This is a genomic window from Bacillus cereus group sp. BfR-BA-01311 (assembly GCF_022664295.1).
Lineage (GTDB): Bacteria > Bacillota > Bacilli > Bacillales > Bacillaceae_G > Bacillus_A > Bacillus_A cereus.
The window spans coordinates 307,155-329,193 of record NZ_JAKUHC010000003.1 but is presented as its reverse complement, the minus strand read 5'-3'; the positions used below and the strand labels follow the sequence as shown (position 1 = coordinate 329,193).

Genomic DNA, 22,039 nt, shown 5'->3' with positions numbered 1-22,039 from the left:
AAAAAGGACACGGAGGGGAATAATTTGGAAAAGATCATCGTCCGTGGCGGAAAGCGGTTAAACGGCACAGTGCGTGTTGAGGGCGCAAAAAATGCTGTATTACCTATAATCGCTGCAGCCCTATTAGCGAGTGATGGAAAGAATGTACTATCTGAAGTACCAGTTTTGTCTGATGTATACACAATTAATGAGGTATTACGTCATTTAAATGCTGAAGTCGTATTTGAAAATAATCAAGTAACAATCGATTCTTCTAAAGAACTAAACATTGAAGCACCATTTGAATATGTACGTAAAATGCGTGCATCTGTTCAAGTAATGGGACCATTATTAGCACGTAACGGTCGTGCTCGTATTGCACTTCCTGGTGGATGTGCAATTGGTTCACGTCCAATTGACCAACATTTAAAAGGCTTCGAAGCAATGGGAGCAAAAGTACAGGTTGGTAACGGTTTTGTTGAGGCATATGTTGAGGGAGAACTAAAAGGAGCTAAAATCTACTTAGACTTCCCAAGCGTAGGCGCGACAGAAAACATTATGTCTGCAGCTACATTAGCAAAAGGGACAACAATTCTTGAAAACGCAGCGAAAGAACCAGAAATCGTTGACTTAGCTAACTTCTTAAATGCGATGGGAGCGAAAGTACGCGGAGCTGGAACTGGAACGATTCGTATCGAAGGCGTTGATAAATTATATGGTGCAAACCACTCTATTATTCCTGACCGTATTGAAGCGGGAACATTCATGGTTGCAGCAGCAATTACTGGTGGAGACATCTTAATTGAAAATGCTGTACCTGAACATTTACGCTCAATTACAGCGAAAATGGAAGAAATGGGTGTTAAAATTATTGAGGAAAACGAAGGTGTACGTGTTATCGGCCCAGATAAGTTAAAAGCGGTTGATATTAAAACTATGCCTCACCCAGGTTTCCCAACAGACATGCAATCACAAATGATGGCATTATTACTACAAGCTGATGGAACAAGCATGATTACAGAAACGGTATTCGAAAACCGCTTTATGCACGTTGAAGAATTCCGTCGTATGAATGCTGATATTAAAATTGAAGGTCGTTCTGTTATTATGAACGGTCCAAACAGCTTACAAGGTGCTGAAGTAGCAGCAACTGACTTACGTGCTGCAGCTGCATTAATCTTAGCTGGTTTAGTATCAGAAGGTTATACTCGTGTAACTGAGTTAAAACATCTTGACCGTGGCTATGTAAACTTCCATAAGAAATTAGCTGCATTAGGTGCAACTATTGAACGTGTAAACGAAAAAGTAGAAGAAGTGAAAGAACAAGAAGTTTCTGATCTTCACGCTTAATTAAAATAGTCTCTATGTCTTTTGACATAGGGGCTATTTTTTTGGGTTATTACTGTTATAGTCAATAAATTCTATACTTATGCACGTACCAGTAAAAATATTTAGAAAATTTCTGTTTTATACTCTTCCCCTTAAGTATGTTCTAAAAGAAAGAGTTGTTCCATAAGAATGAATGGAGTAAAGCTTTTATATTGGAGGAAAATAGGATGAAATTTTCAAAGCCACTTTTTATTACAGTAGCGCTCTTAATAGCGCTCGTTATCATTGTACCTGCAGCCCTTGTTATTCCATTTGCGAAAGCAAAAGTAGGGGAAGAAACGGCCTCTAAAACTCCTCCAGCGATAGAAAGCATACCAGCTCCAGGAAAAGTAGATACAGCTGTTCAAGTTGCTGTATATCGTGAGAAACAGAAGAAGGTAGAATCATTACCTATGGAGGAGTATGTGACAGGTGTAGTAGCTTCTGAGATGAATGCCAGTTTTGAAATAGAGGCATTAAAGGCACAGGCATTGGCAGCAAGAACATTTGTAGTACAGCGTATGCTAAGCGGAGGAAAGAAAAATAATGCAGACGTGACAGATACAGTGAAAGATCAAGTGTACAAAAGCAAAGATGAATTGAAGAAGCAATGGGGTAATAACTACGAAAATAATTTGAAGAAAATCGAAGAAGCCGTTTCGAAAACAGCAGGACAAGTTTTAACGTATGATGGAAAACCAATTTCAGCATCCTTCTTTTCAACGAGTAATGGTCGAACAGAAAATGCAGCTGACTATTGGGGAAATGATTATCCGTACTTGAAAAGTGTAGATAGTCCGTGGGATCAAGCCTCTCCAAAGTTTACGAGCGAGCAAACATTTACAGTAGCTGATTTTCAAAAACGTCTCGGTGTGAAAGTGCTAGCAGACGGGAAGGTTGGAAATATTAAAGACCTTACGGAAGGAAAGCGCGTAAAGGATGTAGCTTTTCAAGGAAAAACATTAACTGGAAAAGAAGTTCGTGAAAAGTTAGATTTACGTTCTTCTGATTTTACGTGGAAACAACAAGGAGATAAAATCATCGTTACGACGAAAGGCTTCGGTCACGGCGTTGGTATGAGTCAATACGGGGCGAACGGCATGGCAGCGGAAGGAAAGAAATATACAGATATCGTCGCTCATTACTATAAAGGCGTTGAAATAAAGACGATGAATGATTATGAAGGAAAATTGATGGTGAAGAAATAGGTGTCAGAACTCTGGCGCCTATTTTTTTGTTTGGAATAGAATAATTTTCCATTAATTGTTTGATATAATAGGATAAAAAATATTTGGAGGAGACGAAATGGCGCTACTGGAGTTGAAACAGTTAGAGAAGACGAACCAGTTACCGGCAATTGAGCTAAAGGTTGAGAAAGGACAATGTATTGTTTTGCAATGCAATAATCATACAGCTAAAGTGTTACACCGCATCATTATTGGTGAAGAAGAAGCTTCGACTGGCAATGTACTGTTTGAAGGAGAAGCAATTGGAAAGAAAAATTATTCCCGCATCGGTTTTTGTTTTTTGAAAGATGAGGCATATGATCGTTTGAAGGTGAAAGAATACTTTAAGTTTTTAATAGGGCTTTATGAATCAAAGATAAGTATAGAAGAAGTTGTGCAGTCTGTTGGTCTCTTAGATAAACTAAACGTTAAAATAGAAAAATTGTCATTTTCAGAGAAACGCCGTCTTCATATTGGACGAATGATGATTCATAATCCGGATTTAGTCATTTTGGAAGAGCCAGAGCAAAATGTAGATATAGAGAGTACGATTATTATTCGAAAAGCAATTATGAAAATGAAAGAGCAAGGAAAGGCGATTTTTATTACGTCATCTTTTCTATCGGATGCCCTTTCGTTAACGGAAGATGTATACATATTAAACAACGATGGTGTGAAAAAGATAGAAATTGAGCAAGAGGAAGTGGAAGAAGTCGGTGAAGAAAAAGTCATTCAAATGATTCCGCAAATGAAGTTAGAAAGAATACCTGCGAAAGTGAACGATAAAATCATTTTACTTGATCCGATGGAAATCCATTTCATTGAAACGCAAAACGGAGTAACGCATATTCACGTTCGTGAAGGTGATTTCGTATGTGCATTAACATTAAGTGAACTAGAAGCAAGATTAACAGGTTTTGGTTTCTTTAGATGTCACCGCTCGTATCTTGTGAATTTACAAAGAGTACGAGAAGTGATTACATGGACTCGTAACAGTTTCAGTTTAATTTTGGATGACGAAAGAAAAAGTTCAATTCCACTTTCAAAAGGACGCATGGATGAATTAAAAGGTGTGATTGGGCTATAAAAAGTGCTCCAATAAGCTCAACATGCGATTCATTCACCGGTAAAAATACTCCTTTTACCGGTATTTTACTGCGTAATCCCTTTGTTTTTCATATGATTGAGTCAAGAAAAGCGAAACAAACGAACGAAAAGCGCTAAAGCGACTTTCATCTATAAAGAAGAAAAACAAAGGAGATGAAGAAATGACATTGGCAATTGAAATGAAAGATGTAATGAAAAGTTTCGACGGAAAAACGGCACTTGGAAATGTAAATATTGAGGTGAAGCAAGGAGAGATTTTTGGATTCCTCGGACCGAGTGGATCTGGTAAGACGACAACAGTAAAAATTTTAACTTCTCAATTGCTTCATAGTGTTGGAACGGTAAGAGTATTAGGGAAAGATATTACAGGACCAAGTAGCATCGATTACAAACGAATTGGTATTTTAACAGATAACAGCGGCTTATATGAAAGACTTAGCATTTATGATAACTTATTATTATTTTGTGACTTATACGATTGCAAAAAAGAACGAATCGATGAAGTACTAACACAAGTAAATTTATTAGATGATAAAAAAACACCAGTAAAGAAACTATCAAAGGGAATGAAGCAACGCGTCACACTAGCGAGAGCAATCCTTCATAAACCAGATATCCTCTTCTTAGATGAACCAACATCTGCACTTGATCCAGTAAACGTACAAAACATTCATAAAATCTTAAAAGACTTAAATGAAGAAGGAACGACGATTTTCTTAACGACTCACAACATGAATGAAGCAGAAACGCTTTGTAACCGTATTGCCTTCCTTTGTGGCGGAGAAATTGTAGCACTTGATACGCCAGAGAACCTGCGCTTACAATACGCTAAGGATCAAATAGAGGTCGTATTAAAAGGTAAACGAAAAGAAGTAGTGCAAAAAGATGAATTAGGCGCAAATCGTATTTCAGAATGGATGAAAAAGGGCGAACTGTTATCTATTCATTCACACGAACCAACGCTAGGCGATATCTTTATTGAAGTTACTGGGAGGGGATTATAATGACATTTTCAATGAGACGTGTATCAGCTATTTTTAGAAAAGAAGTACAAGATTTTAAGACAAATTCACAAGTGTTGTTAATGGCATTTTTACCAATTATACTTTCATTTTTGTTTAGCAGATTTGGAGTGGGAAAGGAAATGTTAGGTATTACTACTATAACGGCCTTCCTATTTGTCGCAGGCTTTGTTCAATCTATGGTAATTGCAGAAGAAAAAGAAAAACATACATTGCGTGTATTAATGCTATCACCGGCATCTTCGGTTGAAGTTCTACTTGGAAAGAGTTTATTAACATCGGGTCTGACGATGGTCATTTGTATTGCAAATTTATTCATTTTAGATCAGTTAAATATTAATCTTCCATTGGTAGGATTGATATTCTTATGCGGAACTATTTTGTTTATCGTACTTGGAACAATGATCGGATTACTTGCATCTTCTGTACCACAAACATCAATAATTGGAATGCCGATATTAATGACGATGTATTTGGCTGTACAGTTTGAGCCAATGGTTGAAAATAAAGTAATTAAGACGATGATTGGATATCTTCCAACATCTCATATTGTGAAAGCACTTAAAAGCTTAGTAGGTGGGGCGGGATTTAGTAGTATTAGTGGGCATGTATTAAATGTTGCAGTTTGGCTTATTATATCGCTCGTTGTATGTTTAATCGTATATAAAAAGAAACAATTAGACTAAAAACTGAGCCGAAGCGCTCAGTTTTTTCTTTTTTCTATCATTTCCTCGGAAATTTTACAGCTCTTATACATATTTTTACAGATTTTGTCGAAAAGTAATTAGTTATACGTTGTATAGGATAGGTGAATATTGTTCAAAATGATTGCTGAGGTGATGATGGAATGCGAGGAAGAAATAATAAAAAGTCGCAAAAGGTAGTACATTTATTTCAAAAAAGATGGGTGTTTCCGGCACTATACATTGCTTGTGCAGCGGTAATCTTAATGGTTGCGCTATGGTTCCAAGGAGCTAATCCGAAGAAGACTCCAAACCACGATCAAGCAACACCGTATACACAATCGGAAGATCCAGCAGTACCAGTAACGAAATCTTCAGAAGTAGTGAAAATGCCAGCTGCCGCGAATGCGGAAGTAGTCGTACAGAAGAAATTCTATGAAGATGCAGCAACTGAGGCGGAACAAGAAAAAGCACTTGTCTTTTATAACAACACATATTCCCCGAACAAAGGAATTGACATTGCTGCGAAGAATGGAAAAGAATTCAATGTTGCTGCTGCTTTAAGTGGTACAGTAACGAAAGCTGAAAAAGATTCACTTCTTGGTTATGTTGTAACAGTTGATAGTGGAAATGGTGTAGCGGTATCTTATCAAAGCTTAGGCAGTGTGAAAGTAGAAAAAGGTGCAAGAGTTGCACAAGGTGAAGTATTAGGAACATCCGGTCTAAGTGCAATGAATAAAGAGGCAGGCTCTCACGTTCACTTTGAAGTACGTAAAGACAATGTGGCTGTGAACCCTGAACGTTACTTAAATAAATCAGTAACAGAAATTAAAGCTGATGCAGGTGCTGCAAAGGCTACGAATGCTTCTGGTAAAAAAGCTGATGACAAATCTCAAAAAGAAGAGAAGTCAACGAGCACGAAACCAGAAAGTAAAACAGAAGACAAGTCTCAAAAAGAAGAGAAATCAACAAGCGGTTCAACTAGTGACAAAAAAGAAGAACCGAAGAAAGAAGAAAAATCAACAAATGGTTCTACAGAATCATCTAACGATTCTTCTTCACAAGAATAAGAAAGTGAAAAAATCAGTTCCCACTAGGGGAGCTGATTTTTTTATTTTTATATAAAAATACTCAATTTCGAGAAAAAAGTTGCAAAAACAAGGAAAAATGACGAGATTCTCGAATATATATTACAAAAGGGAGGGGATACTGTGTCATTTTTATTTGTTCTGTCGACTGCTATTATTTTATTGTTTGTTTTATTCACCTTATATTATTATATTGCCGGTAAGAAAGAGGTTCCCCACCATCAATTATTAGAAGAAGAGTTTGAAAGAGAAGAATGACGCCTTATACATAAGGTGTCATTTTTTTTTCGTCAAAATAGTCACTGTTAACGTATTTCTCACAAAAAAACGTAATTTTTCTTAACTTAGTCCGCAAAAATAGTGAACATGTAGCATATATCAGTAGTGCGGGCAATACAATGGTATAAACCAAAGCAAAGAGAGTGTTTGAGGTGAGAAATCGTGAATCATTTCATTATAAATCCAAGAATGTTTAACGCTTACAAACAGCACTCACACTTACTTCTTAGTCGTATGCAGCGAGGCTCATTTCACCCTTCTCACATCCAAATTAGGGAGGCGAGTGGTGTGCACGATTACATCAAAGAGAGAACTATCAAGATTGGTAAGTATATCGTGGAGACAAGAAAGACAGTGCGTGTCATTGCAAAGGAATTTGGGGTATCAAAGAGTACAGTCCATAAAGATTTAACAGAGCGTCTACCAGAAATTAATCCAGAGCTCGCAAATGAAGTGAAAGAAATTCTTGATTATCATAAGTCTATTCGTCATTTAAGAGGTGGAGAAGCAACAAAGCAAAAGTATAGAAAAGAAGATGTAGAGAAGCCTGTACGTCAATAATGTTACAGTAGCAAACATTCCGTTCACATTCGGTAATATTTTTCAGAAGAATTCTTTTTGCGAATATTACGTTTCTGTTAAATTTATGATAAAATCAGAAATTAGGTGAAAAGAATTCGGGTGTAACCTGATTTTGAATATCGAGGAGGAAAAAACGGGAATGTTTGCGCGAGATATCGGAATTGACCTAGGTACGGCTAACGTATTAATTCATGTTAAAGGTAAGGGTATTGTATTAAATGAGCCATCTGTTGTGGCAATCGATCGTAATAGTGGTAAAGTATTAGCAGTAGGTGAAGAAGCGAGAAGCATGGTGGGACGTACGCCTGGTAATATTGTAGCAATTCGTCCACTTAAAGATGGTGTAATCGCAGACTTCGAAATTACAGAAGCAATGTTAAAGTATTTCATTAACAAATTGGACGTAAAGAGCTTCTTTTCAAAACCTCGTATTTTAATTTGTTGTCCAACAAATATTACATCAGTAGAACAAAAAGCAATTCGTGAAGCTGCTGAACGTTCAGGTGGTAAAACAGTATTTTTAGAAGAAGAACCAAAAGTAGCCGCAGTTGGTGCTGGTATGGAAATCTTCCAACCAAGCGGTAACATGGTTGTTGATATTGGTGGAGGTACAACAGATATCGCTGTACTATCTATGGGTGATATTGTTACCTCTTCCTCTATCAAAATGGCTGGCGATAAGTTTGATATGGAGATCTTAAACTATATTAAACGTAAGTATAAGCTATTAATCGGAGAACGTACTTCAGAAGATATTAAAATTAAAGTTGGTACAGTATTCCCAGGTGCACGTAGCGAAGAGCTTGAAATTCGCGGACGTGACATGGTAACAGGCTTACCACGTACAATTACAGTATGCTCTGAAGAAATTACAGAAGCATTAAAAGAAAATGCAGCTGTTATTGTACAAGCTGCAAAAGGCGTATTAGAGCGCACACCACCAGAATTATCTGCAGATATCATCGACCGCGGTGTTATTCTAACAGGCGGTGGAGCTTTACTACACGGTATCGACATGCTTCTAGCAGAAGAACTAAAAGTACCAGTATTAATTGCTGAAAACCCAATGCACTGCGTTGCGGTTGGTACAGGTATTATGTTAGAGAATATCGACAGATTACCAAAGCGTGCTTTGAGATAATTTGAAAGAACTAAGGCTAATGCCTTAGTTCTTTTTTTTCGTTTTTATATTTTTTTATTTTGATTTTTTGCGAAAATGGAAGGAAAATAGAGAAATGTGAAGGAAACAGGTAAAATATTCATATATATGGTTAAATTTAATATTTCCTTAATTGAAAACGTTTATAATATAATGAGTCGAATACGACATTAAGGCAAATAATGTTTCAATACATATTGCCTTTCCCTAATTTGGGCATACACTCCTTTCCACCTCCGTGTCAGTTGCAAAAATGTGCAACTATTTTAATGGAATAGAGTGTGTGCATTTTTTTTAGGAAGTTGTGCTAAATATAAAATGTTACTTTGTAATGACAAACAATAAACAAAATGGGATAATAGCAATATGTCCAAGTGGTAAGACCAATATTACAAAAGGGGCGATTGTTACATGCTAAATATAGAACAAATTAAAGAAATCATTCCTCACCGCTATCCATTTTTACTTGTTGATAAAATATTAGAAGTAGATGAAGGCAAAAGAGCGGTTGGGATTAAAAATGTATCCGCAAATGAAGAATTCTTTAACGGACACTTCCCTGACTATGCAGTTATGCCTGGTGTACTTATTGTAGAAGCATTAGCGCAAGTAGGAGCAGTTGCAGTATTAAAGAAAGAAGAAAACCGCGGAAGACTTGCTTTCTTTGCAGGTATCGACAATTGCCGTTTCAAAAAACAAGTACGCCCAGGTGATCAGCTTCTTCTAGAAGTAGAAATGACACGCGTACGCGGCCCAATTGGAAAAGGAAAAGCAATCGCAACAGTAGATGGTGAAGTTGCATGTGAGGCAGAAATTACATTTGCAATTGGTGATAAAAAAGAATAGAGAAAAATAAAAAATCTCCTTGTGAAAAGACAAGGAGATTTTTTATTTACTGCTATATAACGATGAAAAGATAATATACAAACTAATCAGAAAATTGCTTGTAAATAGATGGTAATTACCATATACTTACTTTATTGTTTATCTAGAAAACAGGATAAGTGATAAAGGTAATAAAGAAATAAGGGCATTGTCATATTGTTAAGGTACTTAAATAAGACAAAGTAGAATGTTATTGATTATGATGAAATGTGGGGAACTCAGCAAGAATATTAATTAGACGTATGAAATCGAGCATAAGAGAGAGAAAAGGGAAATGTCGCATTTCACAAAAGGAGATTATGAATATGTTCGGGAGAAAGAAAAGAAAACCATTACGACAATTAATTACACATAAAGAGCCTAAATCGCGTATTACAGAACAATACCGTAACATTCGTACAAACATTGAGTTTACATCTGTAGATAACCATGTTCGTTCTATTATTGTTACTTCAGCAGATCCAGGTGATGGGAAAACAACAACAATCTCAAACTTAGCAGTTGTTTTCGGACAACAAGGAAAGAAAGTTTTATTAATTGGAGCTGACTTGCGTAAGCCAACGATACAAAACTTATTTGCCATTCATAGTTCAAATGGGTTAACGAACTTATTATCAGGACAAGCAAAACTTATGCAATGCATTCAAAAAACAGATATAGAGAACGTATACTTAATGGCAGCAGGTCCAATTCCGCCAAACCCAGCAGAATTATTAGGGAGCCGGGCAATGGACGAGGCGTTGCTAGAAGCATATAACATGTTTGATATTATATTAATTGACACACCACCTGTCCTTGCGGTTACAGATGCACAAATACTAGCGAATAAATGTGATGGAATCGTACTCGTTGTACGAAGTGAAAAGACGGAAAAAGATAAAATCGTAAAAGCGAAACAAATATTAGATAAAGCATCAGGAAAACTACTAGGTGTTGTTTTGAACGATAAAAGAGAAGAAAAAGAGCAGTATGGTTATTACTAAAATAGAAAAAAGCCAACAAAAATTTTGTTGGCTTTTTTGTTTTCTGATAATTATTTATCAAGATATACATTGTAAAAAGCGTGATATGATAAAATTTTTGGGAAATCTTTGGAATGTGTTGTCATATTTAAGATTATTTTGTAAGATTAAACTTGTTTCTTGTGAACAAATATAGAACTGAATTATTAAAAATAAAAAATGTAAGATTTATATGTTATAATTTTTCCTATGTGTAAATTTTAGAAAGTTGGAGGAACCTATGGAAGAAACAATTAGTCTAAAAGAGTTATTTCATATCTTAAAAAAACGTTTAGCAATGATCCTCGTAATCGCCTTTGGTGCAGCTATTGTAAGTGCTATCATTAGCTTTTTCTTTATGACACCAATCTATCAATCTTCGACGCAAATTCTTGTTAACCAGAAGAAACAAGAGGGTGCAATGTTCCAAGCTGGTGAAGTTCAAACGAATATTCAATTAACGAATACATATAAGGTTATTATTAAAAGTCCAGTAATCTTAGAACAGGTGAATGAAAAGTTAAATTTAAATATGACAGCTCAAGCGCTAACAGGAAAGATTAATGTTGCGAATGAAAAGGATTCACAAGTAATCTCTGTAACAGCTGAGGATAAAAATCCAAAACTAGCTCGTGATATTGCCAATGCAACTGCAGATGTATTTAAAGGTGAAGTTGCAAAAATTATGAACGTCGATAACGTAACAGTGCTATCTAAAGCAGAAGTTGCAGAAAATCAATCTCCAATTAAACCACGTCCAATGTTAAATGTGGCAATCGCTTTCGTTGTTGGTTTAATGGCTTCAGTTGGTCTTGCATTCTTATTAGAGTACTTAGATAACACAGTGAAAAAGGAAGAAGATGTAGAAAGTTTACTTGGATTACCAGTATTAGGAATTGTAGCTCGTATGGATGAAGAAACAATGAACGTGAAATCACACGCTCCATCATCAAGAAAAGTGAGGGGACAAACAATTGGCTCTTAATTTATTCAAAAAGAAAAAGAATCATCGTCAACGTCGTCAATTAATTGCTCATCAACAACCGAAATCACCAATTTCAGAACAATATCGTAATATTCGAACGAATATTGAATTTGCGGCTGTTGATACGAATTTACATTCATTAATGGTAACATCTGCGAACCCAAGTGAAGGAAAGACAACAACGACAGCGAATATGGCGGTTGTATTTGCTCAACAAGGAAAAAAAGTATTATTAATTGATGCAGATATGCGTAAACCAGCAATGCACCAAATGTTCCAAGTAGATAACATTTTTGGACTTACGAATGTACTAACACATAGTGAACGTTTAGAAAAATGTGTACAAACGACATCTGTAGACAATCTACACTTTTTAGCTTGTGGTCCAATCCCACCAAACCCGGCCGAATTGTTAGGCTCAAAATCAATGAAAGAACTTCTTGGACAAGCATACAGTATGTACGATTTAGTTATTTTTGATATGCCGCCAATTTTAGCTGTAACAGATGCGCAAATTATGGCAAATGTATGTGATGCGTCTATTCTTGTTGTTCGTAGTGAATCAACAGAAAAAGAGACAGCGGTAAAAGCAAAAGGATTGTTAGAATCGGCTAAAGGTAAATTGTTAGGTGTTGTTCTAAACGATCGTGAACGTGAAAACGGCTTATATTATTACTACGGTGCAAACTAATTAAAAGAGTGAGATATGGTATGAAACATATCTCCTTTTTTCCCTTGAATATGAGCAATATCTCATATTCAAGGGAAAAAAGATCTTTATAGGAGAGAGGGAGGATGAAACAAATGATAGATTTACATTGTCACATTTTACCTGGTATCGATGACGGTGCACAGACAGTAACCGATAGTTTAGCGATGGCACAACAAGCCGTTTCAGAAGGAATACATACAATTGTCGCAACGCCGCACCATCAAAATGGCAAATATGTAAATGAACGTACCTCAATTATTCATCACGTAAAACAACTAAATGATGAACTACAACAACATAATATTCCACTTACCATTTTACCTGGGCAAGAAGTCAGATTATATGGTGATTTATTAGAAGACTATGAAGCTGGTAAAATCGTTACTTTAAATGAAACAAATAAATATATATTCATTGAATTTCCATCGAATCACGTACCACGTTATGCCGAACAATTATTATACGAATTACGTGTAAAGGGAATGATCCCAATTATCGTTCATCCAGAACGTAATGCCGAGTTAATCGAGCGGCCAGATAAGTTATATAACATTGTAAATAAAGGTGCATTAACACAAGTGACAGCAGGTAGTTTGCTTGGGAAATTTGGTAAAAAGATTAAAAAATTCTCATTACAGCTTGTGGAACATAATTTAACACATATGATCGCATCAGATGCGCATAACACGACATCGAGAGGATTTCATTTAGCAGAAAGCTATGAACTAATTGAGAAAGAATTTGGAATGAATGTTATGAGTGATTTGAAAGAAAATTCGTACTTATTAATTAGCGGGAAGGCAATTTACAAAGAAGATCCAGAACAAATTCGTCGTAAAAAATTGTTCGGTATTTTTTAAATAAAGAATTGGTGATGTCTCCTAACCGTTATCAATGGGGGCACTCGGTCGTGCTGTGGGTAGAAATTTTTATTTCGAACCTACCTTAGACGCTTGTCGTCGGGAGTATGACGTGAGGATGGGTTAGATGCCCATAATTTATTTGTGTTAGAAACTCTACTTATGGAGTTGTAAAGACGACCCTATAAGTAGGGTTTTTGTTATTGCTACATATGGATATAATAATACGTTTGGGGGTACTAGATTTGAAAAAAGTAAGAAAAGCAATTATTCCAGCTGCGGGACTGGGGACAAGGTTTTTACCGGTAACGAAAGCGATGCCGAAAGAAATGTTACCTATCGTTGATAAACCAACAATTCAATACATAGTGGAAGAAGCGATAGAATCAGGAATTGAAGATATTATTATTGTTACTGGAAAAGGAAAGCGTGCTATTGAGGATCATTTTGATCATTCCTTTGAATTAGAGCAAAGCTTACTAGAAAAAGGGAAGTATGAGATGCTTGAGAAAGTACAAGCTTCTTCAAAAATTAATATTCATTACATAAGACAAAAAGAACCAAAAGGTTTAGGACACGCAGTATGGTGTGCACGTAAATTTATTGGAAATGAACCATTTGCAGTATTACTTGGTGATGATATTGTTCAAGCAGAAACGCCATGTTTACGTCAATTAATGGATCAATATGAAGGTACAAAGTCGTCAGTTATTGGTGTACAAACAGTGCCTGAAAACGAAACACATCGTTACGGTATTATCGATCCGATTGAACAAAGCGATCGCCGTTATCAAGTGCGTCAATTTGTAGAAAAGCCAGCTCAAGGAACGGCACCATCAAATTTAGCAATTATGGGACGTTACGTATTAACACCAGAAATCTTTATGTTCCTTGAAAATCAACAAACAGGTGCTGGCGGGGAAATCCAATTGACAGATGCAATTCAACGATTAAATGAAGTTCAACGTGTATTTGCTTATGATTTTGAAGGCACTCGTTATGATGTCGGGGAGAAGTTTGGATTTATTAAGACGACGATTGAGATGGCGTTACAAAATGAAGAATTAAATGTAGAGTTAATGAAGTATATGAAAGAACTTGTAAAAAAGGAAGAGGTACATTCATAATAGAATGTCCTTTTTTATTATGAATAAGATACGAATTATATAAAGAAGGGAACATGTATATTGAGTTATCGAAGACGGCTCTCATTATTAATTTTATTAGATTCATTTATCGTATTAACTGCCGTATATTTAAGTTATTGGTTTATACATCCAAATGTATTAAACAAAATTCCTATGACAGTAGTTATTAGTTCTATTACATTGTTATGTAGTCATCATATTTTTGCAGCTATTTACAAGTTGTACAACAAGGCATGGGAATATGCAAGTATTGGAGAATTAAAACAAATATTTAAGGCGATTACGCTATCAATTTTAGTAACGGCAATTGTTCAACAAATTATAAATCATGATATTTATGTTCGAATTTTAGCAATTGCATGGATGCTACACTTATTATTAATTGGTGGTTCTCGCTTCGTATGGCGCATGTTCCGTGATACGTATATTACCAAAGCTACCAACGATAAAAAACGAACATTGATTATTGGTGCAGGTTCAGCAGGAACGATGGTAGTACGTCAATTACAGCATAATAAAGAAGCGGATTTGTATCCAATTGTGTTTGTTGATGATGATAGAAATAAGCAAAAATTGGAGATTTATAATGTGCCGGTTGTTGGTACAACAAATCATATTCAAGAAATTGTAGAAGATAATGATATAGAACATATTATTATTGCAATCCCTTCTTTAAATAGAAATCAAATAAACGAGATCTTTGAGAAGTGTAGAAAAACGAAGGCGAAAACGCAAATTGTACCAATGCTTGAAGATCTTTTAGATGGCAAAGTTTCTGTTAATGAATTCCGAGATGTACAAGTGGAAGATTTATTAGGAAGAGAGCCGATCCAATTAGATGATGCAGGAATTGGAGAGAAGATTACAGGTAAAACAATTTTAGTAACAGGTGCTGGTGGATCAATTGGATCAGAAATTTGCCGTCAAGTAATGAAGTATAAACCAGCAAAAATTGTACTTTTAGGACATGGGGAAAACAGCATTTATAATATCGAAATGGAAATGCGAGTTACCTATAAAGATACAGTTGAAATTACGACAGAAATTGCTGATATTCAAGATAGACATAAAATCTTTGAAATCATGAAAAAACACCAGCCATATATCGTATATCATGCAGCTGCACATAAGCATGTTCCTTTAATGGAGCGTAATCCAGAAGAAGCTGTGAAAAATAATATTTTTGGTACGAAAAATGTAGCTGAAGCGGCAGATACGTTTAAAGTGAATACGTTTGTAATGGTTTCTACAGATAAAGCTGTAAATCCGACAAATGTAATGGGAGCTACAAAACGATTTGCAGAAATGATTGTGCAGCATATGGCATCGGTTAGTACTGGTACACGTTTTGTTGCGGTTAGATTTGGTAATGTTCTTGGAAGTAGAGGAAGTGTAATTCCTCTATTTAAGAAACAAATTCAAAAGGGTGGACCTGTAACAGTTACTCATCCTGATATGATCCGTTACTTTATGACCATACCAGAAGCTTCAAGATTAGTTATTCAGGCGGGCACACTGGCTAGGGGTGGAGAATTGTTCGTGCTAGATATGGGGGCCCCAGTAAAGATTGTAGATTTAGCTAAAAATTTAATTACTCTTTCAGGTTTTTCTATTGAAGAAATTGGAATTGAATTTACTGGATTAAGACCAGGTGAAAAAATGTATGAAGAGTTATTAAATGAAGGTGAAATTCATCCCGAACAAATTTTCCCTAAAATTCATATAGGAAAAGCTGTTTTAATGGATCAAGGGATTTTAAGGCAGTTTATGAATGACTTTGAAGGAATTAGTAAAGAAGAAATAAGAGAACGACTATTAGATATTGCAAATAATAAAGTAAATATTAAAAATTAATTCAAGGGAAGGAAGTTTTAAAAATGGGAGACAGAATATTTCTTTCATCGCCACATATGAGTGACGAAGGTTATGAAATGCATTATGTGAAGGAAGCTTTCGATACAAATTGGATTGCACCACTTGGGGAAAATGTAAATGGATTTGAAAGAGAATTAGCTATGAAAGTAGGATCTAATGCAGCGGCAGCACTATCTTCTGGAACAGCTGCAATTCATATGGCATTAAAAGCAGCTGGAGTAGGAGAAGGTGATGTTGTTTTTTGTCAAACACTTACATTCTCAGCTACAGCAAATCCAATCATTTATCAAAATGCTACTCCTGTTTTCGTAGATAGTGATTATGAAACTTGGAATATGTGTCCTAAAGCATTAGAAGAGGCTTTTAAAAAGTATTCAAATGTAAAGGCGGTTATAGTAGTTCACCTTTATGGTCTTTCGGCAGATATGGATAAGATTGTTGAACTTTGTAAAAAATACGATGTTACTTTAATTGAAGATGCTGCTGAATCTTTGGGAACTTATTATAAAGGTAAACATACGGGTAGTTTTGGAGATTATGGTATTTTTTCTTTTAATGGTAATAAAATTATTACTACTTCTGGTGGCGGTATGCTTGTTTCTAATGATGAAGAAAGAGTTTCAAAGGTGAGATTTTGGGCTACTCAAAGTAGAGACCAAGCAAGACACTATCAACATAGTGAATTAGGATTTAACTATCGTATGAGTAATGTAGTTGCTGGAATTGGTAGAGGGCAACTTAAAGTATTAGATCAAAGGGTTCAAAAGAAAAGATACATATTTGATTTTTATAAGAGAGAATTAGGCAATCTTGAAGGAATTGAATTTATGCCTAGTAATGAGTGGAATGAACCAAACTATTGGCTAAGTTCTATGACACTAAACGGTAAGATCCGTCCAATAGATGTGATGGAAGCCCTTGAAAAAGAAAATATTGAATCTAGACCAGTTTGGAAGCCAATGCATATGCAGCCGTTCTTTGAGAAATATGATTTTGTTGGTACAGATGTATCAGAAAAACTTTTTGAGAATGGTATATGTTTACCAAGCGATACGAAGATGACAGAAGCAGATCTAGAAAAAGTTGTGAAAATTATTAAAGGGTTGTGGATAGCATAATGAGGAGTTCTAAAGTTGGCATCTATGGTAGGTTTATAAAAAGGCCGATGGATTTTATACTGTCTTTAATTGCTATTATAATGCTTAGTCCAGTATTCCTTATAGTGGCTTTTCTTGTAAAAACAAGATTGGGTAGTCCGGTATTATTTAAACAAGAGAGACCAGGATTAAATGGAACTATTTTTAAAATGTATAAATTTAGAACAATGACAGATGAAAAAAATGAAAACGGTGAGTTACTACCTGATAGCGTAAGGCTTACTAAGTTCGGTAAATTTTTACGTTCGACATCACTTGATGAATTACCGGGGCTGTTTAATATTTTTAAAGGTGATATGTCAATTATAGGACCTAGACCTTTATTGGTTCAATATTTACCTTTATATAATGAGCATCAAAAAAGACGTCATGAAGTTAGACCGGGATTATCAGGGTTGGCACAAGTTAATGGCCGCAATGCTATTAGTTGGGAAGAAAAGTTTAATTACGATGTAGAATATGTAGAAAATATAAGTTTCATTACAGATTGGAAAATTATATTTTTAACTATTAAGAAGGTTTTTATCAGAGAAGGGATTAATTCACAAACCGCAGTCACTATGGAACCATTTAAAGGAAGTGGAAAAGGAAGTGTAGAGTTATGAAAAAAAAACTTCTTATAATAGGTGCTGGTGGACATGGAAGAGTTATAGCTGATATTGCACTGAGAATGAATAAATGGGAGCATATTGCCTTTCTTGATGACAATGAAGATGTAAAAACTTCAATGGGGATAGAGATAATTGATAAATTAGCAAGTGCCTCGAAATACATCCAGGACTATGATATCTTTGTCGGTATTGGTAATAACGTCATGCGAGAAAAGCTTCAAGAACAACTTGAAGCTTGTGAAGCTAGTATACCAGTTTTAGTCCATCCTAATGCAATTGTTGGCAAACAAGTTCAATTAGGAGCAGGAACAGTTGTTATGGCTGGTGTTGTAATTAACTGTTGTACTAATATTGGAAAAGGATGCATTATTAATACCGCATCTACAGTAGATCATGATAACGCAATTGGTGATTACGTTCATATATCACCGGGTGCACATTTAGCGGGTACCGTTAAATGTGGCAGAGGTACTTGGATAGGGATCGGTAGTACTATAAGTAATAATATAAATATTTCATGTAACTGTACAATAGGAGCAGGTACTGTAGTAATTAGAGATATAGAGAGCGAAGGAATTTATATAGGTGTTCCAGCTGTGAAAATGAATTAGAAGTAATCTTAGATTGGAAATTGAGGAGTTAGGAATGAAGATATTATATGTTACAACTATATCTAATACTGTAAATGCGTTTTTAATACCACACATAAAACTTTTAATTGAACAAGGACACCAAGTTGATGTTGCATTTAATATTGTTCAAGAAGTAGAACCAGAATTAATTAAATTGGGTTGTACTATACATGATATAGAATTTCAACGTTCTCCTTTAGATAAAAGGAATTATACGGCGTATAAAAAACTAAAACGGCTTATTCAAATTGAAGAATATGATGTGGTTCATACACATACTCCAATTGCTTCAGTTTGTACTAGACTAGCTTGCAAGGCAAATAAGGATGTAAAGGTGATTTATACGGCCCATGGTTTTCATTTTTATAAAGGAGCACCATTAATCAATTGGTTGACGTATTATCCTATAGAGTATTGTCTAGCTAAGTATACAGATTTATTGATTACTATTAATCAAGAAGATTATACCAGAGCAAAGAATTCTTTTAATGCAAAGAGAGTAGAATATGTACCTGGAGTTGGACTTGATATTCAAAAATATGACGGACCATCACTAGTAGATAAGCGTAAAGAATTGGGATTGCCTCAAGACGCAATCGTCTTGTTGTCAGTAGGTGAACTTAATAAAAACAAAAATCATGAAGTTATTATTAGGGCTATGGAAAAAATAAATAATTCAAATTTAATACTTGTAATATGTGGACAAGGAATATTAGAGGAATCTTTAAAAAAATTAATATTCAAATTAGGATTAGAAAAACAAGTGAAACTATTGGGATTTCGTAAAGATATAAAGGAAATTTGTAATGCATCTGATATTTTTGTTTTCCCTTCATATCGAGAAGGCCTGTCAGTTGCTTTGATGGAAGCTATGGCTTCAGGACTGCCAGTAATTTGTTCGAAAATAAGAGGAAACGTAGATTTAAACCAAAATGAACAAGGTGGATGTTTAGTAAATCCGGGAGATGTAAATGGTTTTGCTGAAGCTATTATTTCGCTTTCTTTGGATGAACAAATAAGAAAACAAAAGGGAAATAATAATCAGAAACTAATTAGAAATTTTGAAAGTAAACATGTAAATGAAAAAATGAGAAGTATATATATGGATGAACTTCTTTAAGGCTGTAAATAATTTAAAATAGTTAATAGCTAGATACGGGGTTAGGAAAATGAAAATACTACACGTTTTAAATACTAATAAATTATCAGGTGCTGAAAATGTAGCGGCTGATATTTGTATGATGTTAAAGGATAATTATGAGATGGCATATTGCTCTCCTAATGGGAGTATTAAAGAATCGCTTGAGGATAGAGGGGTAGAATTTATACCCATAAAAAAAATGAATGTTATTGAGTTGAGAAAAGTAGTTAAAAAATTCAAACCAGATATAATTCATGCGCATGACATACGGGCTACAGTTCTTGCGACGTTAGTTTCAGGAAAGATACCAGTGGTTACACATTTACATGTTAAAGGCGAAGATATGTCAAATATTAGTTTGAAGTCCCTTTTATACATGTTTGCTAGTAAAAAAGCAAAGAAAGTAATTGTTGTTTCAAAAAGTTGTTTAGATGAGTATAGATTTAAGCAGACCATTCAGGAGAAATCAATTCTTTTACAAAATATTATTCACTCTTCTAGGGTGGAAAAGCTATTAGAAAAAGATAATAATAATTTTAGTTTTGATTTCGTCTTTCTGGGGAGACTATCCTACCAAAAGAACCCACAAAAAATAGCTAAAGTGGCTTCAATGGTTTTGAAAAAATATCCTTCGGCGACATTCGGTGTAATTGGAGAAGGGGAATTAAAGGACGAGATGCAAGCTGTTTTTAAAGCTGAAGATGTAATTGATAGAGTTACTTTTACAGGGAAACTATCTTATCCGTATAAAGCTTTAAAAGAAGCTAAATGCATGCTAATGTGCTCGCGGTATGAAGGTACTCCTATTGCAGCATTAGAAGCTATGGCACTTGGAACTCCTATTATTAGTACGCCGGTTGATGGAATGCTTGATCTTATTATAAATCAAGAAACTGGATTTTTAGCTTCAAAGGATGAAGAGTTATCTAAAGTAGTATTGAAAGTTCTTTCGAATGAAGATTTACAAAAAGAAATGTCTATAGCAAGTGTTGAAAGATTTCGAAATTTAAATCAAGAAGATGATTATAAAGAAGCATTGATATCTCTTTACAACACGATATTGAATCATTAAAAAAGTTTATAATTACAGGTAACGATTGGAACATTGCAGTTTTATAGAACGGAGTAATAATATAATGGAACTAACAATTGCGGTACTAGGTGGATTAAGCTTTACTTTTATAATTTACTTAGTGGTACATTTTAGGCTGTTGAGGAATAGAGAATTAAAAATGTTAGATTGGTTTCTCTTATCAATGGCTACATTTAATGGGATAGGATTTAGTTTTGTGTTATGGGCTACAAATGAAGGACGAAATTCAGCTTTTAATCTTATTGAATTTATTAATAACTATGATAGCTCACTTATTATAATGTATATACTGCTAAGTGCTGTATTTGTGACGTGTACCGTTTTTGGTTGGTACCTCACTATAGGTTTTTATAATAATAATAAACGACAGAAGAAAGTGTATTGTAGTAGCGATGGTCAGTTAGTTTTAAAAAAGATAAATTTGGTATCTTGGTTGATGCTGATTTTTGCAGTAGTTACTTATTGGTTATATACAAAGGTTTATGGGGGGTTTATAGCATATTTAGACTATGCAAATTTCATAAGATCAGGTGTATTTAATCTTCAGAACCCTTATAGTTTTTTACAAAGGTTTGGAAGCCTTTCGTTTTTTTCATCCTTTATTTTCTTTGCACTATTAATCGATAAGGAAAATAAGAAAATATTAAACAGAAAATTAGTGTATATGGGATTATTATGCTCCGTATGTTTTTCACTATATGTACTGTATAGTTGGGTAGGGAGAGTTAGTATCGTCGTATATATATCAACTTTTTTCCTGGGGTATATATTGTATTTGAATAAATCGATATTTTCTTTTGTAAGAAAGATAATTATTTTTTCCTTCATAACATTATGTCTATTAGTATTGACTGATTCAATCCTAGGACGAACAGGTGATAACAAGGGAATTGTTGAATTTTTCACGGGAGAATTATCTTTTCCAATAGCAACTTTTTATAGTGTAAGTATGTTATCCCACTATAGGTGGTTCATAGATATTATAGTGGCACCTTTATATCTACTACCCTCAAGAATATGGTCTGGTTTTTTTGATATAGAAACAGCTTCAAGCTTTAATACATTCCTAATTTCGGGTGCTCGAAAAGGTGAATCGGATGTATTAGGGGAAATTCCTGTTGATATAATGTCTTTTTCATTTATGCAGGGTAACATATTAGGGGTTGTGATAGTTGGCTTTATGTGGGGGAGTGCTCTCTATATTTTGCAACGATTAATAAGCAAAATACCTGTAAAAAGCATTAGAAGTATTTTATATGCAAATATAATTATAAACATAGCTATAATGAGTACATTATATGGCGATCCGCAACATATAATTGTTAGAAATTTTCATATGATAGTTGGTTTTATAATACTAAGTCTATGTTTGAAGTTTAGTTTTAACAATAAAAAGATAGTGTAAAGAAAATGAAATTATATTAACAGTTTGATACGATTTTTTAT

At 34.7% G+C, this 22,039-nt stretch carries 22 protein-coding genes; all 22 read left to right on the top strand.

The window, feature by feature from the left end; translation table 11 throughout:
• Window positions 1–24 precede the first annotated feature (24 nt).
• The 22 genes from murA (at window position 25) to MR136_RS09470 (ending at window position 21,998) form a co-directional block, all read left to right on the top strand.
• Entirely contained in the window at window positions 25–1,329 is a 1,305-nt protein-coding gene (gene murA, locus MR136_RS09575) for a UDP-N-acetylglucosamine 1-carboxyvinyltransferase (protein ID WP_000411274.1), read from the top strand.
• A gap of 206 nt (window positions 1,330–1,535) precedes the next feature.
• Window positions 1,536–2,555 carry a stage II sporulation protein D gene (gene spoIID / locus MR136_RS09570; RefSeq protein WP_000672651.1) on the top strand — a complete coding sequence of 340 codons (1,020 nt, stop codon included), beginning with the start codon at window positions 1,536–1,538 and terminating at the stop codon, window positions 2,553–2,555.
• A 97-nt stretch (window positions 2,556–2,652) separates the two neighbouring features.
• The gene (locus tag MR136_RS09565; protein WP_078420849.1) at window positions 2,653–3,660 is read left to right on the top strand and encodes a LytTR family transcriptional regulator DNA-binding domain-containing protein; all 1,008 of its coding nucleotides are present in this window, start codon (window positions 2,653–2,655) and stop codon (window positions 3,658–3,660) included.
• A 181-nt stretch (window positions 3,661–3,841) separates the two neighbouring features.
• Entirely contained in the window at window positions 3,842–4,684 is an 843-nt protein-coding gene (locus MR136_RS09560) for an ABC transporter ATP-binding protein (RefSeq protein ID WP_078420848.1), read from the top strand.
• Window positions 4,684–5,388 (top strand): ABC transporter permease, encoded by a 705-nt coding sequence (locus MR136_RS09555; protein WP_000144450.1) that lies wholly within the window; start codon window positions 4,684–4,686, stop codon window positions 5,386–5,388. Before MR136_RS09560 ends, MR136_RS09555 begins: the two co-directional genes overlap by 1 nt.
• A gap of 161 nt (window positions 5,389–5,549) precedes the next feature.
• Complete coding sequence (locus MR136_RS09550; RefSeq protein ID WP_001214926.1) at window positions 5,550–6,455, top strand: stage II sporulation protein SpoIIQ; 906 nt, start codon at window positions 5,550–5,552, stop codon at window positions 6,453–6,455.
• 141 nt (window positions 6,456–6,596) lie between these two features.
• Entirely contained in the window at window positions 6,597–6,731 is a 135-nt protein-coding gene (locus tag MR136_RS09545; protein ID WP_000008901.1) for a hypothetical protein, read from the top strand.
• 309 nt (window positions 6,732–7,040) lie between these two features.
• Entirely contained in the window at window positions 7,041–7,313 is a 273-nt protein-coding gene (spoIIID, locus tag MR136_RS09540) for a sporulation transcriptional regulator SpoIIID (protein WP_000544012.1), read from the top strand.
• A 160-nt stretch (window positions 7,314–7,473) separates the two neighbouring features.
• Entirely contained in the window at window positions 7,474–8,475 is a 1,002-nt protein-coding gene (gene mreB / locus MR136_RS09535; RefSeq protein ID WP_000457978.1) for a rod shape-determining protein, read from the top strand.
• 429 nt (window positions 8,476–8,904) lie between these two features.
• Window positions 8,905–9,339: a 3-hydroxyacyl-ACP dehydratase FabZ gene (fabZ, locus tag MR136_RS09530; RefSeq protein WP_078420847.1), complete on the top strand. Its 435-nt coding sequence runs from the start codon at window positions 8,905–8,907 to the stop codon at window positions 9,337–9,339.
• Between the two features lie 344 nt (window positions 9,340–9,683).
• A complete protein-coding gene (locus MR136_RS09525) occupies window positions 9,684–10,361 on the top strand; it encodes a CpsD/CapB family tyrosine-protein kinase (protein ID WP_000467956.1) in 678 nt (225 codons plus the stop codon).
• A gap of 259 nt (window positions 10,362–10,620) precedes the next feature.
• Window positions 10,621–11,364, top strand: coding sequence for a YveK family protein (locus MR136_RS09520; protein ID WP_061457914.1), 744 nt, complete (start codon window positions 10,621–10,623; stop codon window positions 11,362–11,364).
• Window positions 11,354–12,055, top strand: a complete 702-nt coding sequence (locus tag MR136_RS09515; protein ID WP_061457913.1) for a CpsD/CapB family tyrosine-protein kinase — start codon at window positions 11,354–11,356, stop codon at window positions 12,053–12,055. Before MR136_RS09520 ends, MR136_RS09515 begins: the two co-directional genes overlap by 11 nt.
• 113 nt (window positions 12,056–12,168) lie before the next feature.
• Complete coding sequence (locus MR136_RS09510; RefSeq protein ID WP_061457938.1) at window positions 12,169–12,936, top strand: tyrosine-protein phosphatase; 768 nt, start codon at window positions 12,169–12,171, stop codon at window positions 12,934–12,936.
• Window positions 12,937–13,181: 245 nt separating this feature from the next.
• Window positions 13,182–14,063, top strand: a complete 882-nt coding sequence (gene galU, locus MR136_RS09505; protein WP_061457912.1) for a UTP--glucose-1-phosphate uridylyltransferase GalU — start codon at window positions 13,182–13,184, stop codon at window positions 14,061–14,063.
• A gap of 60 nt (window positions 14,064–14,123) precedes the next feature.
• Entirely contained in the window at window positions 14,124–15,938 is a 1,815-nt protein-coding gene (locus MR136_RS09500) for a polysaccharide biosynthesis protein (protein ID WP_061457911.1), read from the top strand.
• Between the two features lie 23 nt (window positions 15,939–15,961).
• Window positions 15,962–17,077: a DegT/DnrJ/EryC1/StrS family aminotransferase gene (locus MR136_RS09495; protein WP_061457910.1), complete on the top strand. Its 1,116-nt coding sequence runs from the start codon at window positions 15,962–15,964 to the stop codon at window positions 17,075–17,077.
• Complete coding sequence (locus MR136_RS09490; protein ID WP_061457909.1) at window positions 17,077–17,721, top strand: sugar transferase; 645 nt, start codon at window positions 17,077–17,079, stop codon at window positions 17,719–17,721. The genes MR136_RS09495 and MR136_RS09490 overlap by 1 nt, the downstream gene beginning before the upstream one ends.
• Window positions 17,718–18,338 (top strand): acetyltransferase, encoded by a 621-nt coding sequence (locus tag MR136_RS09485; protein ID WP_061457908.1) that lies wholly within the window; start codon window positions 17,718–17,720, stop codon window positions 18,336–18,338. The genes MR136_RS09490 and MR136_RS09485 overlap by 4 nt, the downstream gene beginning before the upstream one ends.
• Before the next feature lie 34 nt (window positions 18,339–18,372).
• Complete coding sequence (locus tag MR136_RS09480; protein ID WP_061457907.1) at window positions 18,373–19,479, top strand: glycosyltransferase family 4 protein; 1,107 nt, start codon at window positions 18,373–18,375, stop codon at window positions 19,477–19,479.
• A 49-nt stretch (window positions 19,480–19,528) separates the two neighbouring features.
• A complete protein-coding gene (locus MR136_RS09475; protein ID WP_061457906.1) occupies window positions 19,529–20,572 on the top strand; it encodes a glycosyltransferase in 1,044 nt (347 codons plus the stop codon).
• A 64-nt stretch (window positions 20,573–20,636) separates the two neighbouring features.
• Window positions 20,637–21,998 (top strand): hypothetical protein, encoded by a 1,362-nt coding sequence (locus MR136_RS09470; protein WP_061457905.1) that lies wholly within the window; start codon window positions 20,637–20,639, stop codon window positions 21,996–21,998.
• The last annotated feature ends 41 nt before the right edge of the window (window positions 21,999–22,039 follow it).